Here is a 22,892-nt window from a genome sequence, read left to right on the forward strand (position 1 = left end):
CTTAAGGGAGTAATCAAATGATGCGTTCACTAAAAGCAAATCTAAGTTTAATATTTTCACATAAATCATTAATAGCTCAATTTACTAAACGTGAGATCTCAGCAAGGTATAAGGGCTCTTATCTAGGGATTGTTTGGTCTTTTGTTACACCTTTATTAATGCTTACTATCTATACATTTGTATTTAGTGTTGTTTTCCAAGCAAGATGGGGAGGTAATGGAGAAACTAATAAAATAGAATTTGCATTAATTCTTTTTGCAGGTTTAACTGTATTTAACATTTTTTCAGAGGTGATATCAAGATCACCTTCACTTATCACCTCAAATGTTAATTATGTGAAAAAAGTTGTATTTCCATTAGAAATTTTACCAATTGTAGCATTAGGTTCAGCATTGTTTCACGCATTAATTAGCTTATTTATTTTAGTTATAGGAGTATATATAGCACTAGGAACATTAAATTGGACAATTATTTTGTTTCCTTTAGTAATATTGCCATTACTTTTAGTGATATTAGGAATGACATGGATTTTATCTTCTTTAGGCGTATATATAAGAGATGTTGGGCAAGTAATTAGTGTGGCTATTCCGGCATTAATGTTCTTAACGCCAATCTTTTATCCTATTTCATCTATACCTGAAGAATTACAATTTTTATATTACTTTAACCCATTGGGATACGTTGTAGAAGATGCTAGGCGAGTCCTTATATGGGGATATTTACCTCATTGGGAGTGGTTTGGTTATGGAATGGTTATTGGCGTCATCATTATGGTTTTAGGATATGTATGGTTTAAAAAGACAAGGAAGGGTTTTGCAGATGTCATCTAATTATGCAATAAAAATAGATAATTTATCAAAGCAATATCAATTATTTGATAAACCATCAGATAGATTGAAACAAATACTATTTCGAGGACACAAACAATATTATCGTGAATTTAATGCGCTCCAAAATATTAATTTTGAAATTGCAAAAGGGGAGACTGTAGGTATTGTTGGTCGTAACGGTTCTGGCAAAAGTACTTTATTGCAAATTATTGCAGGAACATTAAGCCCTTCAAACGGAAAAATTCAAGTAAATGGTAGAGTAGCTGCATTGTTGGAGTTAGGAAGTGGATTTAACCCTGAGTTTACTGGTAGAGAAAATGTATATTTAAACGGGGCAATATTAGGAATTTCTAAAGCAGAAATGGATGAGCGCTTTGATGATATTATTCAGTTTGCGGATATCGGCAGTTTTATTGATCAGCCAGTAAAAACATACTCAAGCGGTATGTATGTAAGGCTAGCTTTCTCGATTGCGATTAATGTTGAAGCAGATATTTTAATTGTTGACGAAGCTTTGGCAGTAGGGGATACCAAGTTCCAAATTAAATGTATTGATAAGATGAAAGAAATTAAAAAAAGTGGAACAACAATACTCTTTGTTTCTCATGCTGGAGAACAAGTAAAGCGCTTTTGTGAAAAAGGTATTTGGCTTGAAAACGGACAAGTCAAAGAGATTGGAAAGGCTACCAGTGTAGTAAATCATTATGAAGACTCTTTACATATGGATCTTTTAAAACAACAAATGGAAGCTACTAAAGAAGAAAAGGTTCAAGAAATATCTAAAAATCAAATTATAGTTGATATGAAGGACGTAGAATATGAAACACCTGAAATTGTTGCTAAAATTACAAATGTTTCAACAAGTGATATAAGAATTAATACTTTTGATAAGTTTTCTGTAGTAGTGGAATATGAAATCTATCATAAAGAAATTCCTAACTTTTTGTTAGGAGTAGCGATTTATGGAAGTGATAGAAAATATATTTTTGGTCCTAATACACATTTAGATAAATATGAGGTACCTAACACAATAGGAAAACATCAAGTAAAATATTTTATTCCGTCTGTTCCATTGATGGCGGGTAGTTATTTTGTTGATGTTGGAGTATTCGTTGATGGTGGTCTAGTCTGTTTGGATTATAAAAATGAAGTAAAACAGGTGCATATTGAAAGTGAATATTTCTCAGAAGGATTAGTCTATATTCAACATGAATGGAGTGTAATAAAGTAATGATCGTTGCTTTTGATCAATATCAAAGATATAAGCATATTGAAGAAATAATTAATCTAGTTCGTAAAGACAGTAATTTTACTATTTTAGAAGTAGGTGCAAATGAACATAAAAATCTTCAAAACTTCCTTCCTCTTGATGATATAACATATTTAGATATAGAAGTACCCAATCATTTATTAGATGACCCCCAATACATTCAAGCTGATGCGACAAATATGCCAGAGATTACGGAAAGAACATACGATTTTGTAATTGCACTAGATGTTTTTGAGCATATACCTGCTGCATTAAGAGAAAACTTCATAAAGGAATTACATCGGGTTTCTAAAAAAGGAGTTATAATAGCAGCTCCATTTAATAGTAAAGCGGTAGAAAATGCTGAAGTTCGTGCAAATAATTATTTTATGCAGCTATATGGATCTGGTTTTAGATGGCTTGAGGAACATCGAGAGAATGGACTTCCAGATTTCGCAAAAACGATAGATTGTTATTTGGAAAATAAATTTGACTTTATATATTTTGAGCATGGTTCTCTAGATGTGTGGGAAAAAATGATTGATTTACATTTTTTGTTCGCAAATAAAAGTCAATTCCATGAATCACGCTTTTTAATAGATGATTATTATAATCAAGAAATTTACCCAATCGATTATGGTGAAGAGTGCTATAGAAAATTCTTTATCTCTAATCAAGACACTGAAGAACTTTCAAAAATAAAAAATTGGATTGATGGAAGAGTAGAAAAGAGTAAGGAGAATTTGCAAAAAAAAGAGCATTTAAAATGGCTAGAAAATCAGTTAAAAAATGCATATTCAATAAATAAGCTTGATGAATTAAAAATAACTCAAAATCAAATGTCAATTAAACAAGAAGAATTACAAGCTTCATTTGTTGAAGGAAATCGTAGGTTGGAGGAAGCGATTAAATCGCTCGATTCATTTCAGCGTATTGAAGAGCAATTAAAATCATTGGAAAACCTGAATATCCAAACATCTCTCCGCTTAGAGGAACAGGCTAAAAGACTTGAAGTACTGGATAAAGAAAATCAAGAATATAAACATCAGATAGAACTTAAAGATAATCATATAACTAATATTGAAACATTAAATAACACAATGAAGTCTACAAAAGGCTGGCGAGCATTAGAAAAACTGAGAAGAATTAAGCTACTAGTTTCTAGGAATAAAAAAACGATTGTTCCTAAAGTTATTAACAAGGTGAAAAATGAAGGTTTAAAGAGTACGATTCATACAATCGAAAGGAAACTTCATAACGAATTAAAAGAAATTACTTATGATGAATGGTTCAGAAGTCAAGAACTTTCGAGTCAAGAAATTGAAAAAATGAAAATGAAAATTAAAAATTTCGAAAAAAAGCCGTTAATTAGTGTAGTGGTACCGACATATAATACACCTCTAGATCTTTTAGATGAAGCGATTAAATCATTGCAAAATCAAATTTATAATAATTGGGAATTATGTATTTGTGATGACCAATCTCCAAACAAAGAAGTTTGGTCGAGTCTGCAAAGATATGCAAATATAGATAATCGAATAAAAATAATTCAATCACCTGAAAACCTACATATAGCTGGTGCAACAAATTTGGCTATATCTTTAGCTAAGGGTGAGTACATTGGCTTTTTAGATCATGATGATATTTTAACAAATGATGCTTTATTTGAAGTTGTAAAAGCTTTAAATGAACATGATGCTGATTTGATTTATTCAGATGAAGATAAACTTGAGATGGACGGTACCTTCACAGAACCATTCTTTAAACCTGATTGGTCACCAGATTATTTATTATCCACTAATTATATTTGCCATTTTGCTGTCTATAGAAAAACGATTGGTGATAAAATAGGGTGGATTAACTCAGGATATGATGGCGCACAAGATTACGATTTTGTTTTACGTTTTACTGAACAAACACAAAAAATACATCATATTTCTAAGGTTTTATATCATTGGAGAAAAATACCGGGATCTACAGCTGATTCATTCGGAGCAAAATCATATGCACAAATAGCTGGAAGAAATGCTGTAGCGGCAGCAATTTCAAGAAGAAACATAGACGGATATGTTGAAGAGAATAAAATACCGGGTCACTATATAGTGAGAAGGAATATTCAAGAAAACCCTTCCGTTTCAATTATTATTCCTACGAAAGATCGTATTGATTTACTAAGTGTATGTATTTCTAGCATTATTGAAAATACTACATATAAGAAATATGAGATTATAGTAGTAAATAATCAAAGTGAAAAAAAGGAAACCTATGATTATTTTGAAAAAATGAAAGATAAAATTAAAGTACTTGATTTTAATGAGCCATTTAACTATTCTAAAATGAATAATTTTGCAGTAGAAAATACCTCTGAAGAACTTTTGTTATTTTTAAATAATGATACAGAAATAATAGAACCTAATTGGCTGACATATATGGTTGAGCAAGGCATCCGTGAAGATGTGGGAGTAGTTGGAGCGAAATTATTATACACGAATAATACAATCCAACATGCTGGAGTTATTCTAGGAGTAGGAGGAGTAGCTAATCATTCATTTTTGAATTTACCAAAAGATAGTCATGGATATTTTGGAATGCTACGTGATATTAGAAACTGCTCTGCAGTAACAGCGGCATGTATGTTAGTTAGAAAAAAAGTTTTTAATGAAGTCAATGGCTTTAATGAAGAGGCTTTGAAAGTTGCATTTAACGATGTTGATTTATGTCTGAAAATAGTAAGTGAAGGGTATCGTTGTATTTGGACTCCTTTAGCAGTGCTATATCATCATGAGTCAGCAACAAGAACAAGAGATGTAGATTTAATTGAAGTTCAATATATGAAAGATAATTGGACGTTTGAGCTTGAAAATGATCCATATTATAATAAGAACTTTGATAGAAATGAAGTTGTTAATAGTTATTCTGTCTTTAAATAGAAAAGTGAATTAGAATAAATGCTAGGTTTAATAAAGGTTAAGTTACAATAAAGGGCTTAACCTTTATTATTATATAATCTCTTGTATTTAGAGAAGGGAGAAAGAATGAATAAAATAATTACATATTTTGTTATTTTTATTGGTGCTTTATACTTGATATGGTCAATTATATTACCGTTCAATCAAGGACCAGATGAATATCATAGGTATGATGTTGCTAACTTTATATATACTTACAAGGAATTCCCAGTAGCTGGGGATAATAGATTATATTACGGGGGGTATGGTGTAACATATGCAACTAATCTATCATTGCCCTATTTAGTAGGAAGTTTATTGATGATATTATTTAATTCTATTTTTGGGCTAGAAAATGTTTACTTAGTTCATAGGTTAGTATCAGTAATGTCAGGAGTAGCCTCTGTTTATCTAGTTTATAAAATGGGGAAGCTTTTGAAGTGGGAAAAGAGCTATTTATATTTTTTTGTTTCCTTTTTTGCATTAGTTCCTCAATTCTCTTTTATAAATAGTTATGTTAATTTAGATGCTTTCACTGTTTGTATGATTGTTTTAATCATGTATTTAGTATTACTGGGAGAACAAGCACAATGGAAGGGGATTAAATATTTTATTCTTTTAGGATTTGCCATTAGTTGTTTACTATTATCTTATTTAAACGGTTATGTTATTTTGCCAGCAATAGTGGTTTATCTTTTAATTAGTGGTGTACCAGAGAAAAGAACTTTTATAAAAAAAGCATGTGTAACATTAGGAATTGTATTGATTTTAGCAGGGCCATTCTTTGTAAGAAATATAATTTTATATGATGAATTATTTGGGATGAATACTAATGCTGAACTTTCAGAGCAATTAGCAATAGACGAATTAAAGCCTTCAAATAGACCAACCCCCTTCAATTTAAATTTAACATTGGGTGAGATGCTTTTTGATAAAGGATGGATAGAGACTAGCTTTAATAGTTTTTGGGCGGCTTTTGGGGCTATGAATATATGGTTATCGGATAAACATTATTCTATAATTAGTACACTTACTCTTATTTCTTTTATAGGGGTGTTATTGAAAATTCCTGCGATATATGAAAAAAAATCAATTTTAGAAATACTGAAGAAGTATAGATTTATAGTAATGCAAATCCTTATCATCTTCCTTACAATTTGCTTAAGTGTGTATTACTCTTATTTTAGTGATTATCAGGCACAAGGACGATATTTATACCCAGCATACTTTTCTTTTTTATATTTATTCACTTTAGGTATAAAAGAAATTATTAATAGCAAGTATAGAAACATAGTTTATTTGATTCTAGTGATTTATATGTTGTATTTAAATTTATATAGTCTATATAAACTTATTTTTATACCGTTTTACAGCTAAGGAGAAATAATTTGAAAAAAAATATTTTAATTTTATCATTAGTAGCTATAGAATTACTTGTTGTATCGTTTATACTTTTCAAAAAAGTGCCGATAACTGTTATCAAAAATGAATTAGCAGAACAACCTGTGGGGGAAATAACTCAAGATATTAAGATATCCCAAACAGTTAGACACAGCAAATTTAATTTTGACACCATGGAAATTAAATTTGCCACGTATAATAGAGAGAATAGTACGAATATCCATATGGTTTTATATATGAATAATAAAAAAATGAAAGAAACTTTACTTGATTCTAGTAAAATAAATGATAATGAATTTTATACATTTAATCTTCCAAATATATTATTGAATGAAAATGATGTAATGAGAATAGACCTGTATTCTGATGATGCTACACCGGGAGATGCTTTAACTTTATGGACTTCAAATGGTGATGCTTTAGACGGAGAGTTAAGTAAAAATGGGGAAGTAATGAATGGGGATTTAAATGTTAAATTTGGGCGTGAGGGATATAAATTTGAACAATTAGTTTATATGTTAAATAGGTTACCAGTAAGTATATTTATATCAATACCTTTAATTGTAATTCTCATTGTTTCTCTAAATCTATTAATAATACAGTTAGTTAGAAAAGTGAAACTACTGGGAAGTTAAAAATATCAAAAAAGAGGATTTTTTTTATGGAAATATCTATAGTTATACCTGTCTACAGATCTTCTTTGCATTTGGAAAAACTATACGCAAAATTAGTAGAATCTCTAGAACAGATAAATAAACCATTTGAAGTTATTTTTGTAGAAGATTGTGGTGGGGATAGATCCTGGGAAACGTTGCGAAAAATATCAATGCAAGATTCGAGAGTTACTGCAATTAAATTAAGTAAAAACTTTGGACAACATGCTGCTACAATTTGTGGAATAGCACAGGCAAAGGGAGAATGGATAGTTACAATTGATGATGATTTAGAACAAAGTCCTGAAGATATCGTTTCTTTATATAATGAAGCATTAAAGGGTTACGATTTAGTATATGGTGTATTTGAAGAACGTTCACATTCGATATGGAGAAATTTCACCTCACATTGTGCACGAAAATTATTCACAATGGCAATTTCAAGCTTAAATTATGAGTATACATCCTTTAGAATTATTAAAAGTAGCATAGCAAAAGAGTTACAACAGTTTGACTCACCTTATCCATTTATCGATGGGTATCTTTCTTGGATAACAAATAATTATTCTACAGTAAAAGTAGCACATTCCGAGAGAGGAAGTGGAGTAAGTAACTACACTTTCTCGAAACTTTTAAAGCATACGATTAATATTTCAATCTCATTTTCGGAGATTCCTTTAAAACTATCTTCATGGATGGGGTTATTTACGTCAGTGTTTGGTTTAGTATGGGTGGTAATTATTTTAATACAAAAAATTATTGGTGCAGTAACTGTAAGTGGTTATGCTTCAACTATGGCAGCGATATTATTTATTGGTGGAATTCAGCTAATGGTTCTCGGAGTTATCGGTGAATACATTTATAGAATTAATTTTAAAACGTCTAAGAAACCATTGTATTTGGTAGGTCAAAAAATGAAAAAAGAAAATAGAAAGAATACTTGAAAGGAAGTTAAGTAATTTGGAAAAAGTGATCGTTTATGGATCAAAAGAATTTGCTCATATTATAAAAAATTTAATTGAGATTTGTGGATATGAATTTATTGGTTTTATAGATGACTTAAATCCGATAGGTGAATCAGTACTAGGCACCTTTGAAGATGTTATAAACGAATATTCATATAAAGAATATAAAATTGTTAATGGTTTAGGCTATAATAATCTTAAAGTAAGATGGGAAATTCAACAGAAAATTAGAAATAATTATTATGAATCTATAAATTTGATACATCCTAGAGCAATAGTTGATTCAAAAAGTGTTATAGGTGAAGGCAACATTATCATGGCTGGAGCTATAGTTGAGCTGAATGCTAAAATAAATGATTTGGTTGTAATGTGGCCAGGCTCAATAGTAAACCATGATAGTGAAGTCTCCGATAATTGCTTTTTGTCCCCGTCAAGTACGGTTTGTGGATTTGTTAATGTTGGAGAGAATTGTTTTATTGGAGCTGGCGCAGTAATAGTAAATCATTTGAATGTTCCTGCTAATACATTTGTTAAAGCTGGGAGCTTATACTATACGAAAAAATAGGTGGAAAGTTAATTATGACTAAAGTAGCAATTATACAATCAAATTATATTCCCTGGAAAGGATACTTCGATATTATAAATGACTCCGATATTTTTATATTTTTAGATGACGTTCAATATACTACTAGAGACTGGAGAAATAGAAACAAAATAAAAACCCCTCAAGGCCTAAAATGGCTATCTATCCCAGTCGGGAATGATACAAAAAGACTAATTTGTGATGTAGTAATAGAAGATCCTAGTTGGAGTCATAATCATTGGCAAACGATAAAGTTCTTTTATGGAAAATCTCCATACTTTAGCTTATACGAAGACTTTTTCAAAGAAATATACTGTTCGAAAAATTGGACAAAGTTATCAAAGTTAAATCAATATTTGATAGAAAATATTTCTACAGAAATATTGGGAATAAAAAATACTAAATTTATAAGTAGTGAAGAATTAAAAAGCCAAGGACGTAAAGATGAGAAATTGGTAAGTTTATTAAAATCTGTTCAAGGAAATACATATATTTCTGGTCCAGCTGCTATGGATTATATAAATAATAATTTATTTGAAACAAATAATATTAAGCTAATTTACAAAGATTATTCAAATTATCCTGAGTATGAACAATTTCATCCTCCTTTTGAACATGGTGTTAGTATTTTAGATTTAATTTTCCAGAAAGGGCCTGATGCTCCTTATTATATTTGGGGATGGAGAGAAGTATAGATGGGTGGATATCTTTATATATTTGGAACCATTGTATTTACAGTATATGGACAAATAATTTTAAAATGGAGAATGCAGCTATATCAAGAGTTACCATTAAGTTTAGGTGATAAATTTTTCTTCTTAATTAAGCTTTTATTAGATCCATTTATACTCTCTGGATTTGGTTCGGCATTTGTCGCATCGTTATTTTGGATGGCCGCGATGACTAAATTTGAACTAAGCTACGCTTATCCCTTTACGAGTCTATCATTTGTGTTAGTTTTCATTATCTCTATTTTTATTTTTGGAGAGGGTATATCACTAGGGAAAGTAGTAGGGCTTTTATTAATAATTGCTGGTGTAATTGTAACTAGTAAGTCTATTTAGGGGGATAAAAAGGTGATTTCATTTAACGTACCTGCGTTTACAGGAAGAGAATTACATTATATTAAACAAGCCATTGAAAATAATAAATTATCAGGAGATGGAGAGTTTACTGAGAAATGTAGCAATTGGTTTGAAGAAAATTACAAATGTAAAAAAGCATTGCTTACTACATCCTGTACACACGCTTTAGAAATGGCTGCTATTTTATTAGATATTAAAGAAGGTGATGAAGTTATTATGCCTTCCTATACATTTGTCTCTACTGCAAATGCTTTTGTATTGAGAGGTGCTAAAATTGTATTTGTTGATATACGTCCCGATACAATGAATATTGATGAAAACAAAATTGAAGAGGCAATTACAACTCGAACAAAAGCTATTGTGCCTGTACATTATGCAGGGGTTTCTTGTGAAATGGATACAATTATGCAAATTGCTAAAAAGTATGATTTAATGGTTATTGAAGACGCAGCTCAAGGTGTGAATAGTTATTATAAGGGTAAGGCATTAGGTACCATTGGTCACTTAGGCTGTTATAGCTTTCATGAAACGAAAAATTACAACTGTGGTGAAGGTGGTGCATTGCTAATTAATGACAATAGCCTAGTTGAACGTGCTGAAATTATTCGAGAAAAGGGAACAGATCGTTCTAAATTTTTTAGAGGACAAATTGATAAATATGGTTGGGTAGATATAGGTTCTTCCTATCTTCCAAGTGAATTAAATGCAGCTTATTTATATGGACAACTGGAAAAAGCAGATCAAATAAACCAAAATCGATTAGCTAGTTGGAAATTTTATTACGAAAGTTTGAAAGGCTTAGTTGAAAAAGGACATATTTCCTTACCCGTCATACCTCAAAATTGCAAACATAATGCACACATGTTTTATATCAAAACAAGAGATTTGGCTGAAAGATCGAAACTAATAAGCTATTTAAAGAATAAAAAAATCGGTGTAGTTTTCCATTATATTCCATTACATAGTTCGAAAGCAGGGTATAGGTATGGCGTTTTCCATGGGAAAGATATTTTTACTACTAAAGAAAGTGAAGCCTTATTAAGACTTCCGTTGTATTATAATATGAAAAATGAAGATATTATAGAAGTAATTGAATCTATTTACTCATTTTATTTAGAAGAAAAAAGAGGTGTTCAAATTGAAAGGAATTATTCTAGCAGGAGGTAGTGGTACACGCTTATATCCACTAACTCGTTCAGTATCAAAACAATTATTACCTATTTATGACAAACCAATGATTTATTATCCACTTTCTGTCTTAATGTTAGCGGGGATTAAGGAAATTCTTGTAATTTCTACACCTGAAGATACGCCACGTTTTGAGCAATTATTAGGTGATGGAAGCGATTTGGGTATCCATTTAGAGTATGCAGTGCAGCCTACACCAGATGGATTAGCACAAGCATTTATTATTGGGGAAGATTTCATTGGTGATGACTCGGTAGCGCTAATTTTGGGCGATAATATTTTCTATGGGCATAAATTTACTTCAATGCTAGAGAGAGCTGCTTTAAGAGAAAGTGGAGCGACTGTTTTTGGCTATAATGTCAATGACCCTGAACGTTTTGGAGTAGTAGAATTTAATGACCATGGCAAAGCTATTTCTATTGAAGAAAAGCCACAAGAACCTAAGTCTACTTATGCTGTAACAGGCTTATACTTCTATGACAATAGCGTGATAGAAATTGCAAAATCAATCAAACCTTCACCGCGTGGTGAACTTGAAATTACAGATGTTAATAAATCTTATTTAGAAGCGGGAAATCTTCATGTAGAATTATTAGGACGTGGTTTTGCTTGGCTAGATACAGGAACACATGAATCACTCTTAGAGGCTTCGGCATTTATTGAAACGATTGAAAATCGCCAAAGTTTAAAAGTTGCATGTTTAGAGGAAATCGCTTTTCGTAAAGGTTATATTTCTAAAGAGCATCTCTTAGAATTAGCAGAGCCATTGAAGAAAAATGGGTATGGTCAATATTTAATTAAACTGGCAAATAAAAAACTATAAGGAGTTCTGTATAGTGAATATTGTTAAAACAAAACTAAAAGACGCATTTATTTTTGAGCCGAAAGTGTTTGGAGATCATCGGGGCTTCTTTATGGAAACTTATAATGAAAAATCGCTAGCAGAACAAGGGTTTTCTTTTAATTTTATCCAAGATAATCATGCCTTATCAAAGGAAAGTGGAGTTTTAAGAGGATTGCATTACCAGCTAGATCCGTACGCCCAAACAAAATTAGTGCGAGTTACAAAAGGAGCTGTATATGACGTCATTGTCGATATTCGTGAAGGATCTCCTACATATGGACAGTGGGAAGGTTTTATTTTAAGTGAGGATAATAAAAGACAGTTACTAGTGCCAAGAGGCTTTGCACATGGCTATTGTACATTAGCCGAAAATACAGAATTCCTATATAAAGTAGATAATTATTATTCTCCTGAACATGATCGGGGGATTGCATGGAATGATCTGGATTTAAATATAGATTGGCCCACTTCTCATCCAATCCTCTCTGACAAAGATACGAAGCATCCTAATTTAAAAGATTTAGAAACTCAATTTATTTATAAAAGTAAGGAATGATTAAGCATGAGAATTTTAGTAACAGGTGGCGCAGGTTTTATTGGTAGTAACTTTGTGAACTACATGGTTGAAAAATATCCTGAGTATTCGATTGTTAATGTTGATGTTTTAACATATGCTGGTAATTTAGAGAACCTAAAGCAATCTGAGAGCAAGCCTAATTATCAGTTTGTCAAAGCAGATATTATAGATGCTGAGACAATGGACCAGATCATTGGGGATGGTGTAGATGCTATCATTAATTTTGCAGCAGAGTCACATGTTGACCGTAGTATTACTAACCCAGGAATATTTGTACAAACGAATATTCAAGGAACACAGGTATTACTTGACGCTGCAAAGAAGCATAATGTGAAAAAATATTTACAAGTATCAACAGATGAAGTATATGGCTCATTGGGGGAAGATGGTTTCTTTACTGAACAAACATCACTCGCTCCAAATAGCCCTTATAGTGCAAGTAAAGCAGGAGCAGACCATTTAGTGCTTGCTTATCACGAAACATTTGGTCTACCAGTAAATATTACACGATGCTCTAACAACTATGGACCATTCCATTTCCCCGAAAAATTGATTCCTTTAATGATTATTAATGCTTTAAATGATAAAAAACTTCCAGTCTATGGAGATGGTAAGAATGTAAGAGATTGGCTACATGTAACAGATCATTGCAGTGCCATTGATTTAGTTTTACATAAAGGAATAAATGGTGAAGTTTATAATGTTGGTGGACATAATGAAAAAACGAACTTAGAGGTTGTTAAAGAAATCTTAAAGCAGCTTGATAAGCCAGAAACATTAATCCAATATGTAGAAGATCGCTTAGGTCATGATCGACGTTATGCCATTGATCCGACGAAGCTTCAAAAAGAGTTAGGCTGGGAGCCAACGTATACATTTGAAACAGGTTTAAAAGAAACTGTACAATGGTATCTAGATAATCAAGCCTGGTGGGAAAATATCATTTCGGGAGATTATCAAAGCTATTATCAACAACAGTATGGTGGTAAATTGTAATGAGGATTATGGTAACAGGTGCTAATGGACAACTAGGTCAGGAGCTTGTTAAACAGTTAACAAATAGTAAGCACGATTTGTTTGCATTTACTAAAACTAATTTAGATATTACAGATACAGAGAGTGTGCTAACTGTAAGTAATGATATCAAACCCCATATTATTATTAATGCTGCTGCCTATACAAATGTTGATGGAGCAGAAACTAATCAAGAGTTAGCTTTTCAAGTAAATGCTGTAGGGCAGCGGAATTTAACTGTTGCAGCAGAAAAAGTTGGAGCAAAAATTTGTTACATTAGTACTGACTATGTTTTCAATGGACAAGCAACTTCTCCATATAATGAATATATGAATGTAGATCCATTAGGCGTGTATGGGCAATCAAAGTATGCAGGTGAGTTTTTAACACAAACGCTGCACACAAAGTACTTTATTGTACGCACAGCATGGGTTTATGGAGAATATGGTCCTAACTTTGTAAAAACCATGCTTACATTAGCTGAGGAAAAATCCGAACTGGGTGTAGTTCATGACCAAGTTGGATCTCCTACATATACAGTCGACTTAGCAGAGTTCCTAATTGAGCTAGTACAAACTGAAAAATACGGTATCTATCATTGTACAAATAGTGGAATATGCTCTTGGTATGAATTTGCCCAAGAGATATTTAAATTAGCTAAAAAAGATATCAAAGTTAATCCATTAACGTCAGATCAATTCCCAAGACCTGCAAAGCGTCCTGCTTATTCTGTCTTAGGCGATTTGTCAGTTCGAATAAATGGCTTTACTCCTAGGAGAAATTGGAAGGAAGCTTTAGGTGAATATATAAACAAAAATAACAATCTCCTTTAGATTGTTATTTTTGTTTATAAAGCTATAATTAAAATGTATTATAAAAGGAATAGAGGGGTAATTTGGCTAGTATAGCTGTTCAAATCGTTACATATAATAGTGCGGGTTATATAGCAGATTGTTTAGATTCAGTAATTTTGCAATCATATCCAGTTGAGAAGATAATAGTCATTGATAATGATTCAAATGATTGCATTAAAGACATTGTTTCTCATTATTCGAATGTTTATTTTGTTCAAAATAGCATAAATAGCGGATTTGTAGGTGGTCATAACCAAGGTTTAAACTATGCTGAGACAGATTATGTTTTAGTATTAAATCCAGATGTAATATTAGATAAATATTATATAGAACATATTATAAAATTTATGCAGCTTAATGAAAAGGTTGGTGCTGCAACTGGTAAATTATATAGAGATTTAAATTTACACATTATTGACAGTACAGGAATTAATATGAAGAAAAGTCGTCGTGCAGTTGATCGAGGAAGTGGAGAAGTAGACGATGGACAATATGATGAAATGATAAATGTTTTTGGAGTTTCCGGTGCTGCTGCGATTTATAAAAGAGAAATGGTTGATATGATTTCAAGAGATGGACAATTTTTTGACGAAAGTTTTTTTGCTTATAAAGAAGATGTTGATGTTAGTTGGAGAGCTAGGCTAGCAGGTTGGGAAATATGTTTTGTTCCTAAAGCCATAGCAAAACACGAACGCGGTTGGAAGGATAATAAATCAAGGAAGGATATCTCCCTTAAAACCAGAAAACATTCCTATATCAATAGACATTTTTATGTAATTAAAAACGATAACATATTTTACTTTTTATTGCATTTTCCTTTTATTTTACTATATGAAGCATCTTGTTTAGCCTACATTCTCCTAAAAGAACGAAAGCTTTTCAATGCATATAAACTTCTTTTTAAAGAGTATAAAAGTTTAAAAAATAAGAAAGCGTTTATACAATCATATAGAAAGGCTCCTTCGAAAAAGATTTATCAATATTTTAAAGGAATATGGTAAAAATTAAAATGGATTTAAGTATAGTAATTGTAAATTATAATACTAAACAGCTAACAATTGATTGTATTCAATCAGTTATAAAATCAAATTTAAGTTTTCAATATGAGATTTTTGTAGTAGATAATGCTTCTTCAGATGGTTCTGTTGCTCAAATTCAAAATCATTTTCCTCAAGTGCATACGATATCTAATAAAGAAAATTTCGGATTTTCCAAAGCAAATAACCAAGCAATAAGAGAGTGTAACGGCCGTTATGTTTTATTGTTAAATTCTGATACTATAGTGAATGACAATACATTAGATAAAATTATTTATTTCATGGATAGAGAAACGAATATTGGTGCTGTTGGATGCGAAGTAAATTTAGCTGATGGTACATTGGATAAGGCTTGTCATAGAGGCTTTCCAACTCCAGAAGCGTCCTTCTATTATATGATGGGTTTAGCTCAAAAATATCCTTCTAGTCCTAAATATAATAGCTATCATAAAAGCTACCTCAATATGAAAGAAATACATGACATTGATTGTTTAGTAGGTGCATTTATGATGGTAAGAAGAGAAGTAATTGAGCAAGTGGGGCTTTTAGATGAAGAATTCTTTATGTATGGGGAAGATATAGACTGGTGTTATAGAATTAAAGAAGCAGGATGGCGAATTGTTTATAATCCAACGGTATCTATTACTCACTATAAGGGTGCTAGTAGTAGAAAAAAACCATTTAAAATAGTTTATGAGTTCCATAGAGCCATGTATGTATTCCATAAAAAGCATTTTGCACAAAAATATAACTTTTTTGTTAATAGTATAGTTTATACAGGAATTACATTAAAACTAACATTGGCTACAATAAGTAACCTTTTAAAAAGAGTACATTAAATTATAAAGTTAAATAGGTGATTAAAGTGATAAGAGGAAAAGAGCGCTTTATAACACAGCTATATATGACAACAGATTTCATCTTTATTCAATTAGCATTTGCTGTTGCATGGTATTTTCGCTTTGTGATTAATAAAGAGCAACAAGGGTCGTATTTGCCACTAACCGATTATTTCATTTGGAACATTGTTTACTCTGTGGCATTTTTGGCTATAGGCTTTTTGATTGGCTTATACGTACCCAAAAGAAAAATGAAGTTCGCAAAAGAAATTTCTAAAATAATCCAAGTGCAAATTTATAGTATGTTTGTTTTGTTAAGTGTTTTATTTATTGTTAAAACGATCGATATTTCAAGGATGTTCTTAATCATCTATCTATTTGTAGGGTTTTTGATAATTGTCGTTTATCGCTTTTTTGTTAAGCAACTTTTAAGAGCGATGAGAACAAAAGGCTTCAACCAACAGTTTGTGTTAATTTTAGGTGCGGGATCAATAGGAAAAAGATATATAGAAAACGTAGATAACCATCCAGAATATGGGCTACAAGTAATTGGTTTTTTGGATGATTTTAAAGAAATCCATAGTGAAAAAAAAGTATTAGGAAAGATTAAAGATCTTTCAACAATATTAGAAAATAAAATAATTGATGAGGTAGTTATTGCACTACCTTTAACAGTTTTTTCTAAATATCATCAAATTATAGTAGCCTGTGAAAAGGCAGGTGTACGAGTATCCATTGTGCCAGACTTCTATGATATTCTGCCTGCAACGCCACACTTTGAACGATTTGGTGATTTACCAGTCATCAATGTTCGAGATATACCTTTAGACGAATATATTAATAGAGTACTGAAACGAATATTTGATATTGCTTTTTCGTTATGTGCAATAATTGTTATATCACCATTGTTATTGTTTATTGCTCTTGGCGTAAAATTAACCTCTCCGGGGCCTATTTTATTCAAACAGGAGCGCGTGGGCCTAAATCGAAGAACGTTTTATATGTATAAATTTAGATCGATGAAACACATGTCTGTAGAAGACTCTAATACACAATGGACGGTTGAAAATGACCCAAGAAGGACTAAATTTGGTACTTTCCTGCGCAAAACTAGTCTTGATGAATTTCCACAATTTTTTAATGTGCTGAAAGGTGACATGAGTATAGTTGGACCTAGGCCTGAGCGACCTTATTTTGTAGATCAATTTAAAGAAGAAATTCCAAAATACATGGTGAAGCATCATGTGAGACCTGGAATAACAGGATGGGCTCAGGTATGTGGATTGCGCGGAGATACTTCCATTGAAGACCGAATAGAGCACGATATTCAGTATATTGAAAATTGGACTTTAATATTTGATATTAAAATAATTATGAAGACAATTATCAATGGCTTTGTAAATAAAAATGCATATTAAATAAAAATGCCAATAATTTTCTAATTTAATAGTGTTGTAAAACAAACATTTAGAATTCATGTAAATTTCTTTAGGAAGTGACGCTCAATGAAAAAAATCCGTAAAGCAATTATCCCGGCAGCTGGGCTTGGAACACGTTTCCTTCCTGCTACAAAAGCAATGCCTAAAGAAATGTTACCGATAGTAGATAAACCTACGATTCAATATATTGTAGAGGAAGCCATTGCATCAGGGATTGAAGATATTATTATAGTTACAGGAAAAGGTAAACGAGCCATCGAGGATCATTTTGATAATGCGTTAGAGCTTGAAACAAACCTACTTGAAAAAGGTAAATTTGATATTCTTGAAAAGGTGCAGGAATCTGCCAATGTAGAGATTCACTATATTCGGCAAAAAGAACCACTTGGTTTAGGGCATGCCATTTGGTGCGCCCGTAAATTTATTGGTGATGAGCCTTTTGCTGTGCTGCTTGGTGATGATATTGTAAAAAGTGAAGAGCCCTGTTTAAAGCAACTCATGAATCAATATGAAAATACTTTTTCAAGTGTCATTGGTGTACAAGAGGTGGCCGATGAAGACGTTCATCGTTATGGTGTGATAGATCCGGTAAGCAGTGACAACCAATTAATGCAAGTCACTAAATTTGTTGAAAAGCCTTTATTAGAGGAAGCGCCATCCAATTTTGCAATTATTGGACGCTATATATTGACCCCAGAAATATTCTGCTTCTTAGATGAAAAAAAGAAGGGAAAAGGGGGCGAAATTCAATTAACTGATGCCATTGAATCTTTAAATAGTATCCAAAGAGTTTTTGCCTATGCCTTTGAAGGAAGACGTTATGATGTTGGTGAGCAATTAGGGTTTATAGAAACAATTATTGATTTTGCATTAGAACGTGATGATTTGAGTGAAGGTATAAAAGAATTTATCTTAAAAAAAGCCAAAGAGTTAAGTGGTGAAACGATATGATACTAGTTATTGGTGGTGCCGGTTATATTGGTAGTCATTTTGTGAAAGAATTAGTAAAAAGTCAAGATGTTGTTGTACTAGATAATCTGAGCACAGGTCATTGTTGGGCAGTAGACACAAGAGCTATTTTTATACAAGGGGATTTGGGAGATCCTACTACTGTTCAACACATATTTAATACATATAAAATTGAAGCAGTTTTACATTTTGCAGCCTGTAGCTTAGTTGGTGAGTCTGTAATTAACCCTCTGAAATACTATGAGAATAATGTTGTAGCTACATTAAATTTATTAAAAATGATGAAGCAATATCAAATTAATAAGTTTATTTTCTCTTCTACTGCTGCAACTTATGGGATGCCAAATGTTGATGACATCGATGAAGAAACGCCAACTCAGCCAATTAACCCATATGGTCAGACGAAGTTAATGGTTGAGCAAATACTCGCTGATTTTGCACATAGCTACGGGTTGAAATATGTTGTTTTACGATATTTTAATGCGGCAGGGGCGGATGAAACAGCTGTAATCGGCGAAAGTCATGAGCCAGAAACACATTTAATTCCGATTATCCTTCAGCATTTAGGAGGACAACGAGACTATATTTCAGTATTTGGCACTGACTATGATACACCTGATGGGACTTGTATTAGAGACTATATTCATGTCACTGATTTAGCTAACGCGCATTTATTGGCACTCGAGGCATTATTAGAAAATAGAATTGAAACAGCAACATATAATTTAGGTAATGGCCACGGTTATTCAGTGAAGCAAATTATTGAAACATGTGAGCAAATTACTGGAAAAAAGGCGAATGTACAGTATGGTGATCGGCGTTCGGGTGATCCTGCTAAGTTAGTTGCCAATGCTGATAAAATTTATTCTGAATTAGGTTGGAAGGCCCGATTGGACATTCTAGATATTATAAAAAGTGCATGGAGATGGCATAAAAAACATTTCTAATTACCAATTCGATATGATTCGAGTTGGTTTTCTTTTTTTAATATGTCATAATATACATATCAAAATTTACCTTAAGAAGAGAGGATTCTATAGTGTTTACAGAAATTGTGAAAACAACATTACTGAATTGTTCGCTAAATAATAGTGATCTTATTCAATATAAAGATCGTGTAAAAAAAATCCATAACACTTTGCCGCAATATCCTCTAACAGGCTGGATAGAGTCACCGCTAGAGAATCCTGAAGGAATGCTGAATTCTATTGAACATGTAGCAAGTGAAATAAGGGCTTGTGCTGATGTTTTGGTTATTGTAGGTGTGGGAGGCTCTTTCTTAGGTGCACGTGCGATACAGGAGGCTTTAATGCCTTATTTTGGTCTGGCTAAGAGCGGAATCGAAGTTGTCTACGTAGGTCTTAATATGAGTGGTGCCTATATTAAAGAGCTTCTCGCTTATTTAGATACAAAACAAGTATATGTCAATGTTATTTCAAAGTCAGGTGGGACAATGGAACCTGCACTTGCTTTTCGTGTCATGCGTTTATATATGGAAGAGCGTTATGGTGAAAAGGCAACAGAGCGCATTATTGTAACGACTGATGCAGATAAAGGTATATTAAAAGGAATTGCCGATAAGGCAGGCTATCGTCAATTTGTCATACCTGCTGATGTGGGTGGGCGTTATTCTGTTTTAACTCCTGTAGGTTTGCTTCCTGTAGCTGTGGCAGGTGTAGATATTCGTGCTTTAATGAATGGTGCTCGTCATGCTGCAACAGAACTAGCAGAGGAAGATTTGGCACATAATGATGCCTACAAATATGCGGTGATGCGTCATATGCTCTATGAGCAAGGCTATACGATTGAATTACTTGCTTCGTTTGAGCCAGGTCTCAATAAATTTCATGAATGGTGGAAGCAATTATTTGGTGAAAGTGAAGGGAAAGAGTATAAAGGGCTTTATCCTTCTACTGTCAACTTCTCTACCGACTTACATGCAATTGGGCAATTTATTCAGGAAGGCAGTCGTGTCATGTTCGAAACTTTATTACACTTCCATGAGATTGAGGGCGATTTAGCCGTACCTTTTGATGCACGGAATGAGGATGGCTTAAATTATTTGTCGACTCGTACTTTTAATGAGATTAATGCTATTTCTAAGCAAGGAACAGCCCTTGCACATGCTGAAGGTCAGGTGCCTGTTATTCAACTAGAATTGCCAAAGCTAGATGCTTATCATCTTGGTTATTTGATTTATTTCTTTATGAAAGCATGTGCGATGAGTGCCTGTTTGCTAGAGGTTAATCCATTTGACCAGCCAGGTGTAGAAGCCTATAAAAGTAAAATGCTAGAGTTGTTGAAAGAAGAAAAGGTGATAAGTAAATGATGAATGTTCAAGAATTAATTAATTGCTGGTTAGCTCAGCCGCTTCCAAGCTATTTAGCTGAGGAGCTTATCACTATTGCTTCTGATGAACAGGCCATTGAAGATCGATTTTATCAATATGTATCATTTGGGACAGGTGGCATGCGCGGTTTACTAGGAGCTGGAACGAATCGTATGAACATTTATACGATTCGTAGGGTAGCAGAAGGTCTAGCTCGTTATATTGAGTCGAATGGGGTAGAAGCTAAACAGCGTGGGGTTGTACTGGCGTATGACACCCGCCATTTTTCCTATGAATTTGCCTGTGAGACTGCAAGTGTACTAGGAGCACATGGAATTCGATCCTATATATATAAGGAAGCTAGACCAACCCCTCAGTTGTCGTTTACAGTTCGTAAATTAAATGCTTATGCCGGTGTCGTAATTACTGCAAGTCATAACCCAAAACAGTACAACGGCTTTAAAGTATATGGTGAGGATGGCGCACAGCTAACACCAGATTTTGCAAATGAGATTATCCACTATATGAACGAAATAAAGGATATTTTTGCTATTAAAGAAGAGGAGCTTGCTTTATTAGAACAGCAAGGGTATGTTACATGGCTTTCGAGTGATATAGATAATGAGTATTTAACAAGTCTTTTAACTTTAAAGAGCAAGCAAGATGTGGCATTAAATATGAAACTTGTTTATACACCATTGCATGGTGCTGGTTTGGTGCCAGTTAGTGAAGGGCTAAGGGCATTCGGCTTTCAACAGGTACACATTGTAGAACAGCAAGCTGTGCAGGATGGAGAATTTCCAACAGTTCTTTATCCAAATCCAGAGGAATCAAACGCCTTTGAGTTAGCTATGAAGCTTGGTGAACAGATGGGAGCAGATCTTTTGCTAGCAACTGATCCAGATGCTGATCGGTTGGGGGTAGCTGTTAAAAGTGGTGATCGTTATGTGCTTTTGACAGGGAATCAGCTTGGTGCGTTATTGCTGCATTATATATTGTCGACAAAACAACAACATGGTACATTACCTCAAAATGGAGTTATGTTAAAAACGATTGTTACTTCAGAATTGGGTGCTCATATTGCTGAAAAATATGGTGTAGCGACAGTAAATACATTAACAGGCTTTAAATATATTGCTGAGAAGATTGCAGAGTACGAGCGAACGGGTGAGTATTCGTATTTATTCGGCTATGAGGAAAGTTATGGGTATCTAATTGAAACTTTTGTGCGAGATAAAGATGCCGTGCAAGTTGCATTGAAGGTTGCAGAAATGGCTGCTTTTTATGAGATGCAAGGTCATACATTGCTTGATCAGCTTGACAATTTATATAAGGAATATGGTTACCACAATGAAGCACTGCTTTCCCAACAGTTTGAGGGTAAAAACGGGCAAGCAGAAATGGAAGTTATGTTACAACGTTTACGTGACAATATGCCAAAAAAAATTGCTAATTTGGCTGTACTTCGTACGGAAGACTATTTAGTAGGACAAGCTGTCTTAGCAAACGGAACAATAGAAGGGCTTACTCTTCCAAAAGAAAATGTAGTAAAGTTAATTCTTGAGGACGATTCATGGATTGCTATTCGTCCTTCTGGTACAGAACCGAAATGCAAGTTTTATATTGGTGTAATAGGGGAAACCGCAGAACAGACACAGCAAAAGCTTGAGCAAGTGAAGCAAGCTGTGCTGGAGATAGTAAAGTAGAATAAATTTAATTGGCGCTCCTTATTTAATTAGCAAAATGAATAATTAAAGAGGAGCGCTTTATGTATAAGAAAATATCTATATTATCAAGACTCTATTGAATAATTTGAGTAAGCTTCATATTTTTCATATAATTTAGTCCCTTTAATTCAACCTTAACATCTTGAAGAGCAACTACTACTACTCTATTCTCTAACCCCACACGAGAAATTTTTGCTCCAGAAATAAGACCTTCATGTTGCATTGCTTCCACTATCTCTCCAAACGTCTCTTTATCTATATCAAAATCGTAAAATTTAGGTTCTTCATGATTATGTATTCCTTCTAAAATATATAAAATAATATTATTAACCATGCTATAAATCCTCCAATCTTATGACTC

22 protein-coding genes are annotated in these 22,892 nt (G+C 32.8%); 21 read left to right on the forward strand and 1 reads right to left on the reverse strand.

Features of this window, described 5'->3' with window-relative positions; all coding sequences use genetic code 11:
- Positions 1-17: 17 nt before the first annotated feature.
- The 21 genes from NYE73_RS03115 (at position 18) to NYE73_RS03215 (ending at position 22,510) form a co-directional block, all read left to right on the forward strand.
- Positions 18-830: an ABC transporter permease gene (locus tag NYE73_RS03115; RefSeq protein WP_311199327.1), complete on the forward strand. Its 813-nt coding sequence runs from the start codon at positions 18-20 to the stop codon at positions 828-830.
- Positions 784-2,061, forward strand: coding sequence for an ABC transporter ATP-binding protein (locus NYE73_RS03120; RefSeq protein WP_340815067.1), 1,278 nt, complete (start codon positions 784-786; stop codon positions 2,059-2,061). Before NYE73_RS03115 ends, NYE73_RS03120 begins: the two co-directional genes overlap by 47 nt.
- On the forward strand, positions 2,061-5,009 hold the full coding sequence (locus NYE73_RS03125; protein WP_259949499.1) for a glycosyltransferase: 2,949 nt from the start codon (positions 2,061-2,063) through the stop codon (positions 5,007-5,009). The genes NYE73_RS03120 and NYE73_RS03125 overlap by 1 nt, the downstream gene beginning before the upstream one ends.
- Before the next feature lie 105 nt (positions 5,010-5,114).
- Positions 5,115-6,404 carry an ArnT family glycosyltransferase gene (locus NYE73_RS03130; protein WP_259949501.1) on the forward strand — a complete coding sequence of 430 codons (1,290 nt, stop codon included), beginning with the start codon at positions 5,115-5,117 and terminating at the stop codon, positions 6,402-6,404.
- 11 nt (positions 6,405-6,415) lie between these two features.
- Positions 6,416-7,063 (forward strand): hypothetical protein, encoded by a 648-nt coding sequence (locus NYE73_RS03135; protein ID WP_259949503.1) that lies wholly within the window; start codon positions 6,416-6,418, stop codon positions 7,061-7,063.
- A gap of 26 nt (positions 7,064-7,089) precedes the next feature.
- Entirely contained in the window at positions 7,090-8,025 is a 936-nt protein-coding gene (locus tag NYE73_RS03140) for a glycosyltransferase family 2 protein (protein ID WP_259949505.1), read from the forward strand.
- Positions 8,026-8,050: 25 nt separating this feature from the next.
- Positions 8,051-8,611 (forward strand): PglD-related sugar-binding protein, encoded by a 561-nt coding sequence (locus tag NYE73_RS03145; protein ID WP_259949570.1) that lies wholly within the window; start codon positions 8,051-8,053, stop codon positions 8,609-8,611.
- Positions 8,612-8,625: 14 nt separating this feature from the next.
- A complete protein-coding gene (locus tag NYE73_RS03150; protein WP_259949507.1) occupies positions 8,626-9,324 on the forward strand; it encodes a WbqC family protein in 699 nt (232 codons plus the stop codon).
- Positions 9,325-9,693 carry an EamA family transporter gene (locus NYE73_RS03155; RefSeq protein WP_259949509.1) on the forward strand — a complete coding sequence of 123 codons (369 nt, stop codon included), beginning with the start codon at positions 9,325-9,327 and terminating at the stop codon, positions 9,691-9,693.
- Between the two features lie 12 nt (positions 9,694-9,705).
- The gene (gene rffA, locus NYE73_RS03160) at positions 9,706-10,881 is read left to right on the forward strand and encodes a dTDP-4-amino-4,6-dideoxygalactose transaminase (protein WP_259949511.1); all 1,176 of its coding nucleotides are present in this window, start codon (positions 9,706-9,708) and stop codon (positions 10,879-10,881) included.
- Complete coding sequence (rfbA, locus tag NYE73_RS03165; RefSeq protein ID WP_259949512.1) at positions 10,853-11,725, forward strand: glucose-1-phosphate thymidylyltransferase RfbA; 873 nt, start codon at positions 10,853-10,855, stop codon at positions 11,723-11,725. The genes rffA and rfbA overlap by 29 nt, the downstream gene beginning before the upstream one ends.
- A 13-nt stretch (positions 11,726-11,738) precedes the next feature.
- On the forward strand, positions 11,739-12,302 hold the full coding sequence (gene rfbC / locus NYE73_RS03170; RefSeq protein ID WP_259949516.1) for a dTDP-4-dehydrorhamnose 3,5-epimerase: 564 nt from the start codon (positions 11,739-11,741) through the stop codon (positions 12,300-12,302).
- 6 nt (positions 12,303-12,308) lie between these two features.
- Complete coding sequence (gene rfbB / locus NYE73_RS03175) at positions 12,309-13,319, forward strand: dTDP-glucose 4,6-dehydratase (RefSeq protein WP_259949518.1); 1,011 nt, start codon at positions 12,309-12,311, stop codon at positions 13,317-13,319.
- Positions 13,319-14,170 carry a dTDP-4-dehydrorhamnose reductase gene (gene rfbD / locus NYE73_RS03180; protein WP_259949520.1) on the forward strand — a complete coding sequence of 284 codons (852 nt, stop codon included), beginning with the start codon at positions 13,319-13,321 and terminating at the stop codon, positions 14,168-14,170. Before rfbB ends, rfbD begins: the two co-directional genes overlap by 1 nt.
- Positions 14,171-14,232: 62 nt before the next feature.
- A complete protein-coding gene (locus NYE73_RS03185) occupies positions 14,233-15,192 on the forward strand; it encodes a glycosyltransferase family 2 protein (RefSeq protein WP_259949522.1) in 960 nt (319 codons plus the stop codon).
- Positions 15,193-15,200: 8 nt separating this feature from the next.
- Positions 15,201-16,067: a glycosyltransferase family 2 protein gene (locus tag NYE73_RS03190; protein WP_259949571.1), complete on the forward strand. Its 867-nt coding sequence runs from the start codon at positions 15,201-15,203 to the stop codon at positions 16,065-16,067.
- Positions 16,068-16,093: 26 nt separating this feature from the next.
- Positions 16,094-17,485 carry an undecaprenyl-phosphate glucose phosphotransferase gene (locus NYE73_RS03195; RefSeq protein ID WP_259949524.1) on the forward strand — a complete coding sequence of 464 codons (1,392 nt, stop codon included), beginning with the start codon at positions 16,094-16,096 and terminating at the stop codon, positions 17,483-17,485.
- Positions 17,486-17,572: 87 nt separating this feature from the next.
- Entirely contained in the window at positions 17,573-18,457 is an 885-nt protein-coding gene (galU, locus tag NYE73_RS03200; protein WP_259949526.1) for a UTP--glucose-1-phosphate uridylyltransferase GalU, read from the forward strand.
- Positions 18,454-19,422 (forward strand): UDP-glucose 4-epimerase GalE, encoded by a 969-nt coding sequence (galE, locus tag NYE73_RS03205; protein ID WP_259949527.1) that lies wholly within the window; start codon positions 18,454-18,456, stop codon positions 19,420-19,422. The genes galU and galE overlap by 4 nt, the downstream gene beginning before the upstream one ends.
- Positions 19,423-19,514: 92 nt before the next feature.
- Positions 19,515-20,804, forward strand: a complete 1,290-nt coding sequence (locus tag NYE73_RS03210) for a glucose-6-phosphate isomerase (protein ID WP_259949530.1) — start codon at positions 19,515-19,517, stop codon at positions 20,802-20,804.
- A complete protein-coding gene (locus NYE73_RS03215) occupies positions 20,801-22,510 on the forward strand; it encodes a phospho-sugar mutase (protein WP_311198639.1) in 1,710 nt (569 codons plus the stop codon). The genes NYE73_RS03210 and NYE73_RS03215 overlap by 4 nt, the downstream gene beginning before the upstream one ends.
- A 94-nt stretch (positions 22,511-22,604) precedes the next feature.
- Here the strand turns inward: NYE73_RS03215 and NYE73_RS03220 are convergent, their stop codons facing one another.
- Positions 22,605-22,865, reverse strand: coding sequence for a YjcQ family protein (locus NYE73_RS03220; protein WP_259949533.1), 261 nt, complete (start codon positions 22,863-22,865; stop codon positions 22,605-22,607).
- Between the last annotated feature and the right edge of the window lie 27 nt (positions 22,866-22,892).

It is taken from the genome of Lysinibacillus sp. FSL K6-0102 (genome assembly GCF_038003545.1).
Classification (GTDB): Bacteria; Bacillota; Bacilli; order Bacillales_A; family Planococcaceae; genus Lysinibacillus; species Lysinibacillus capsici.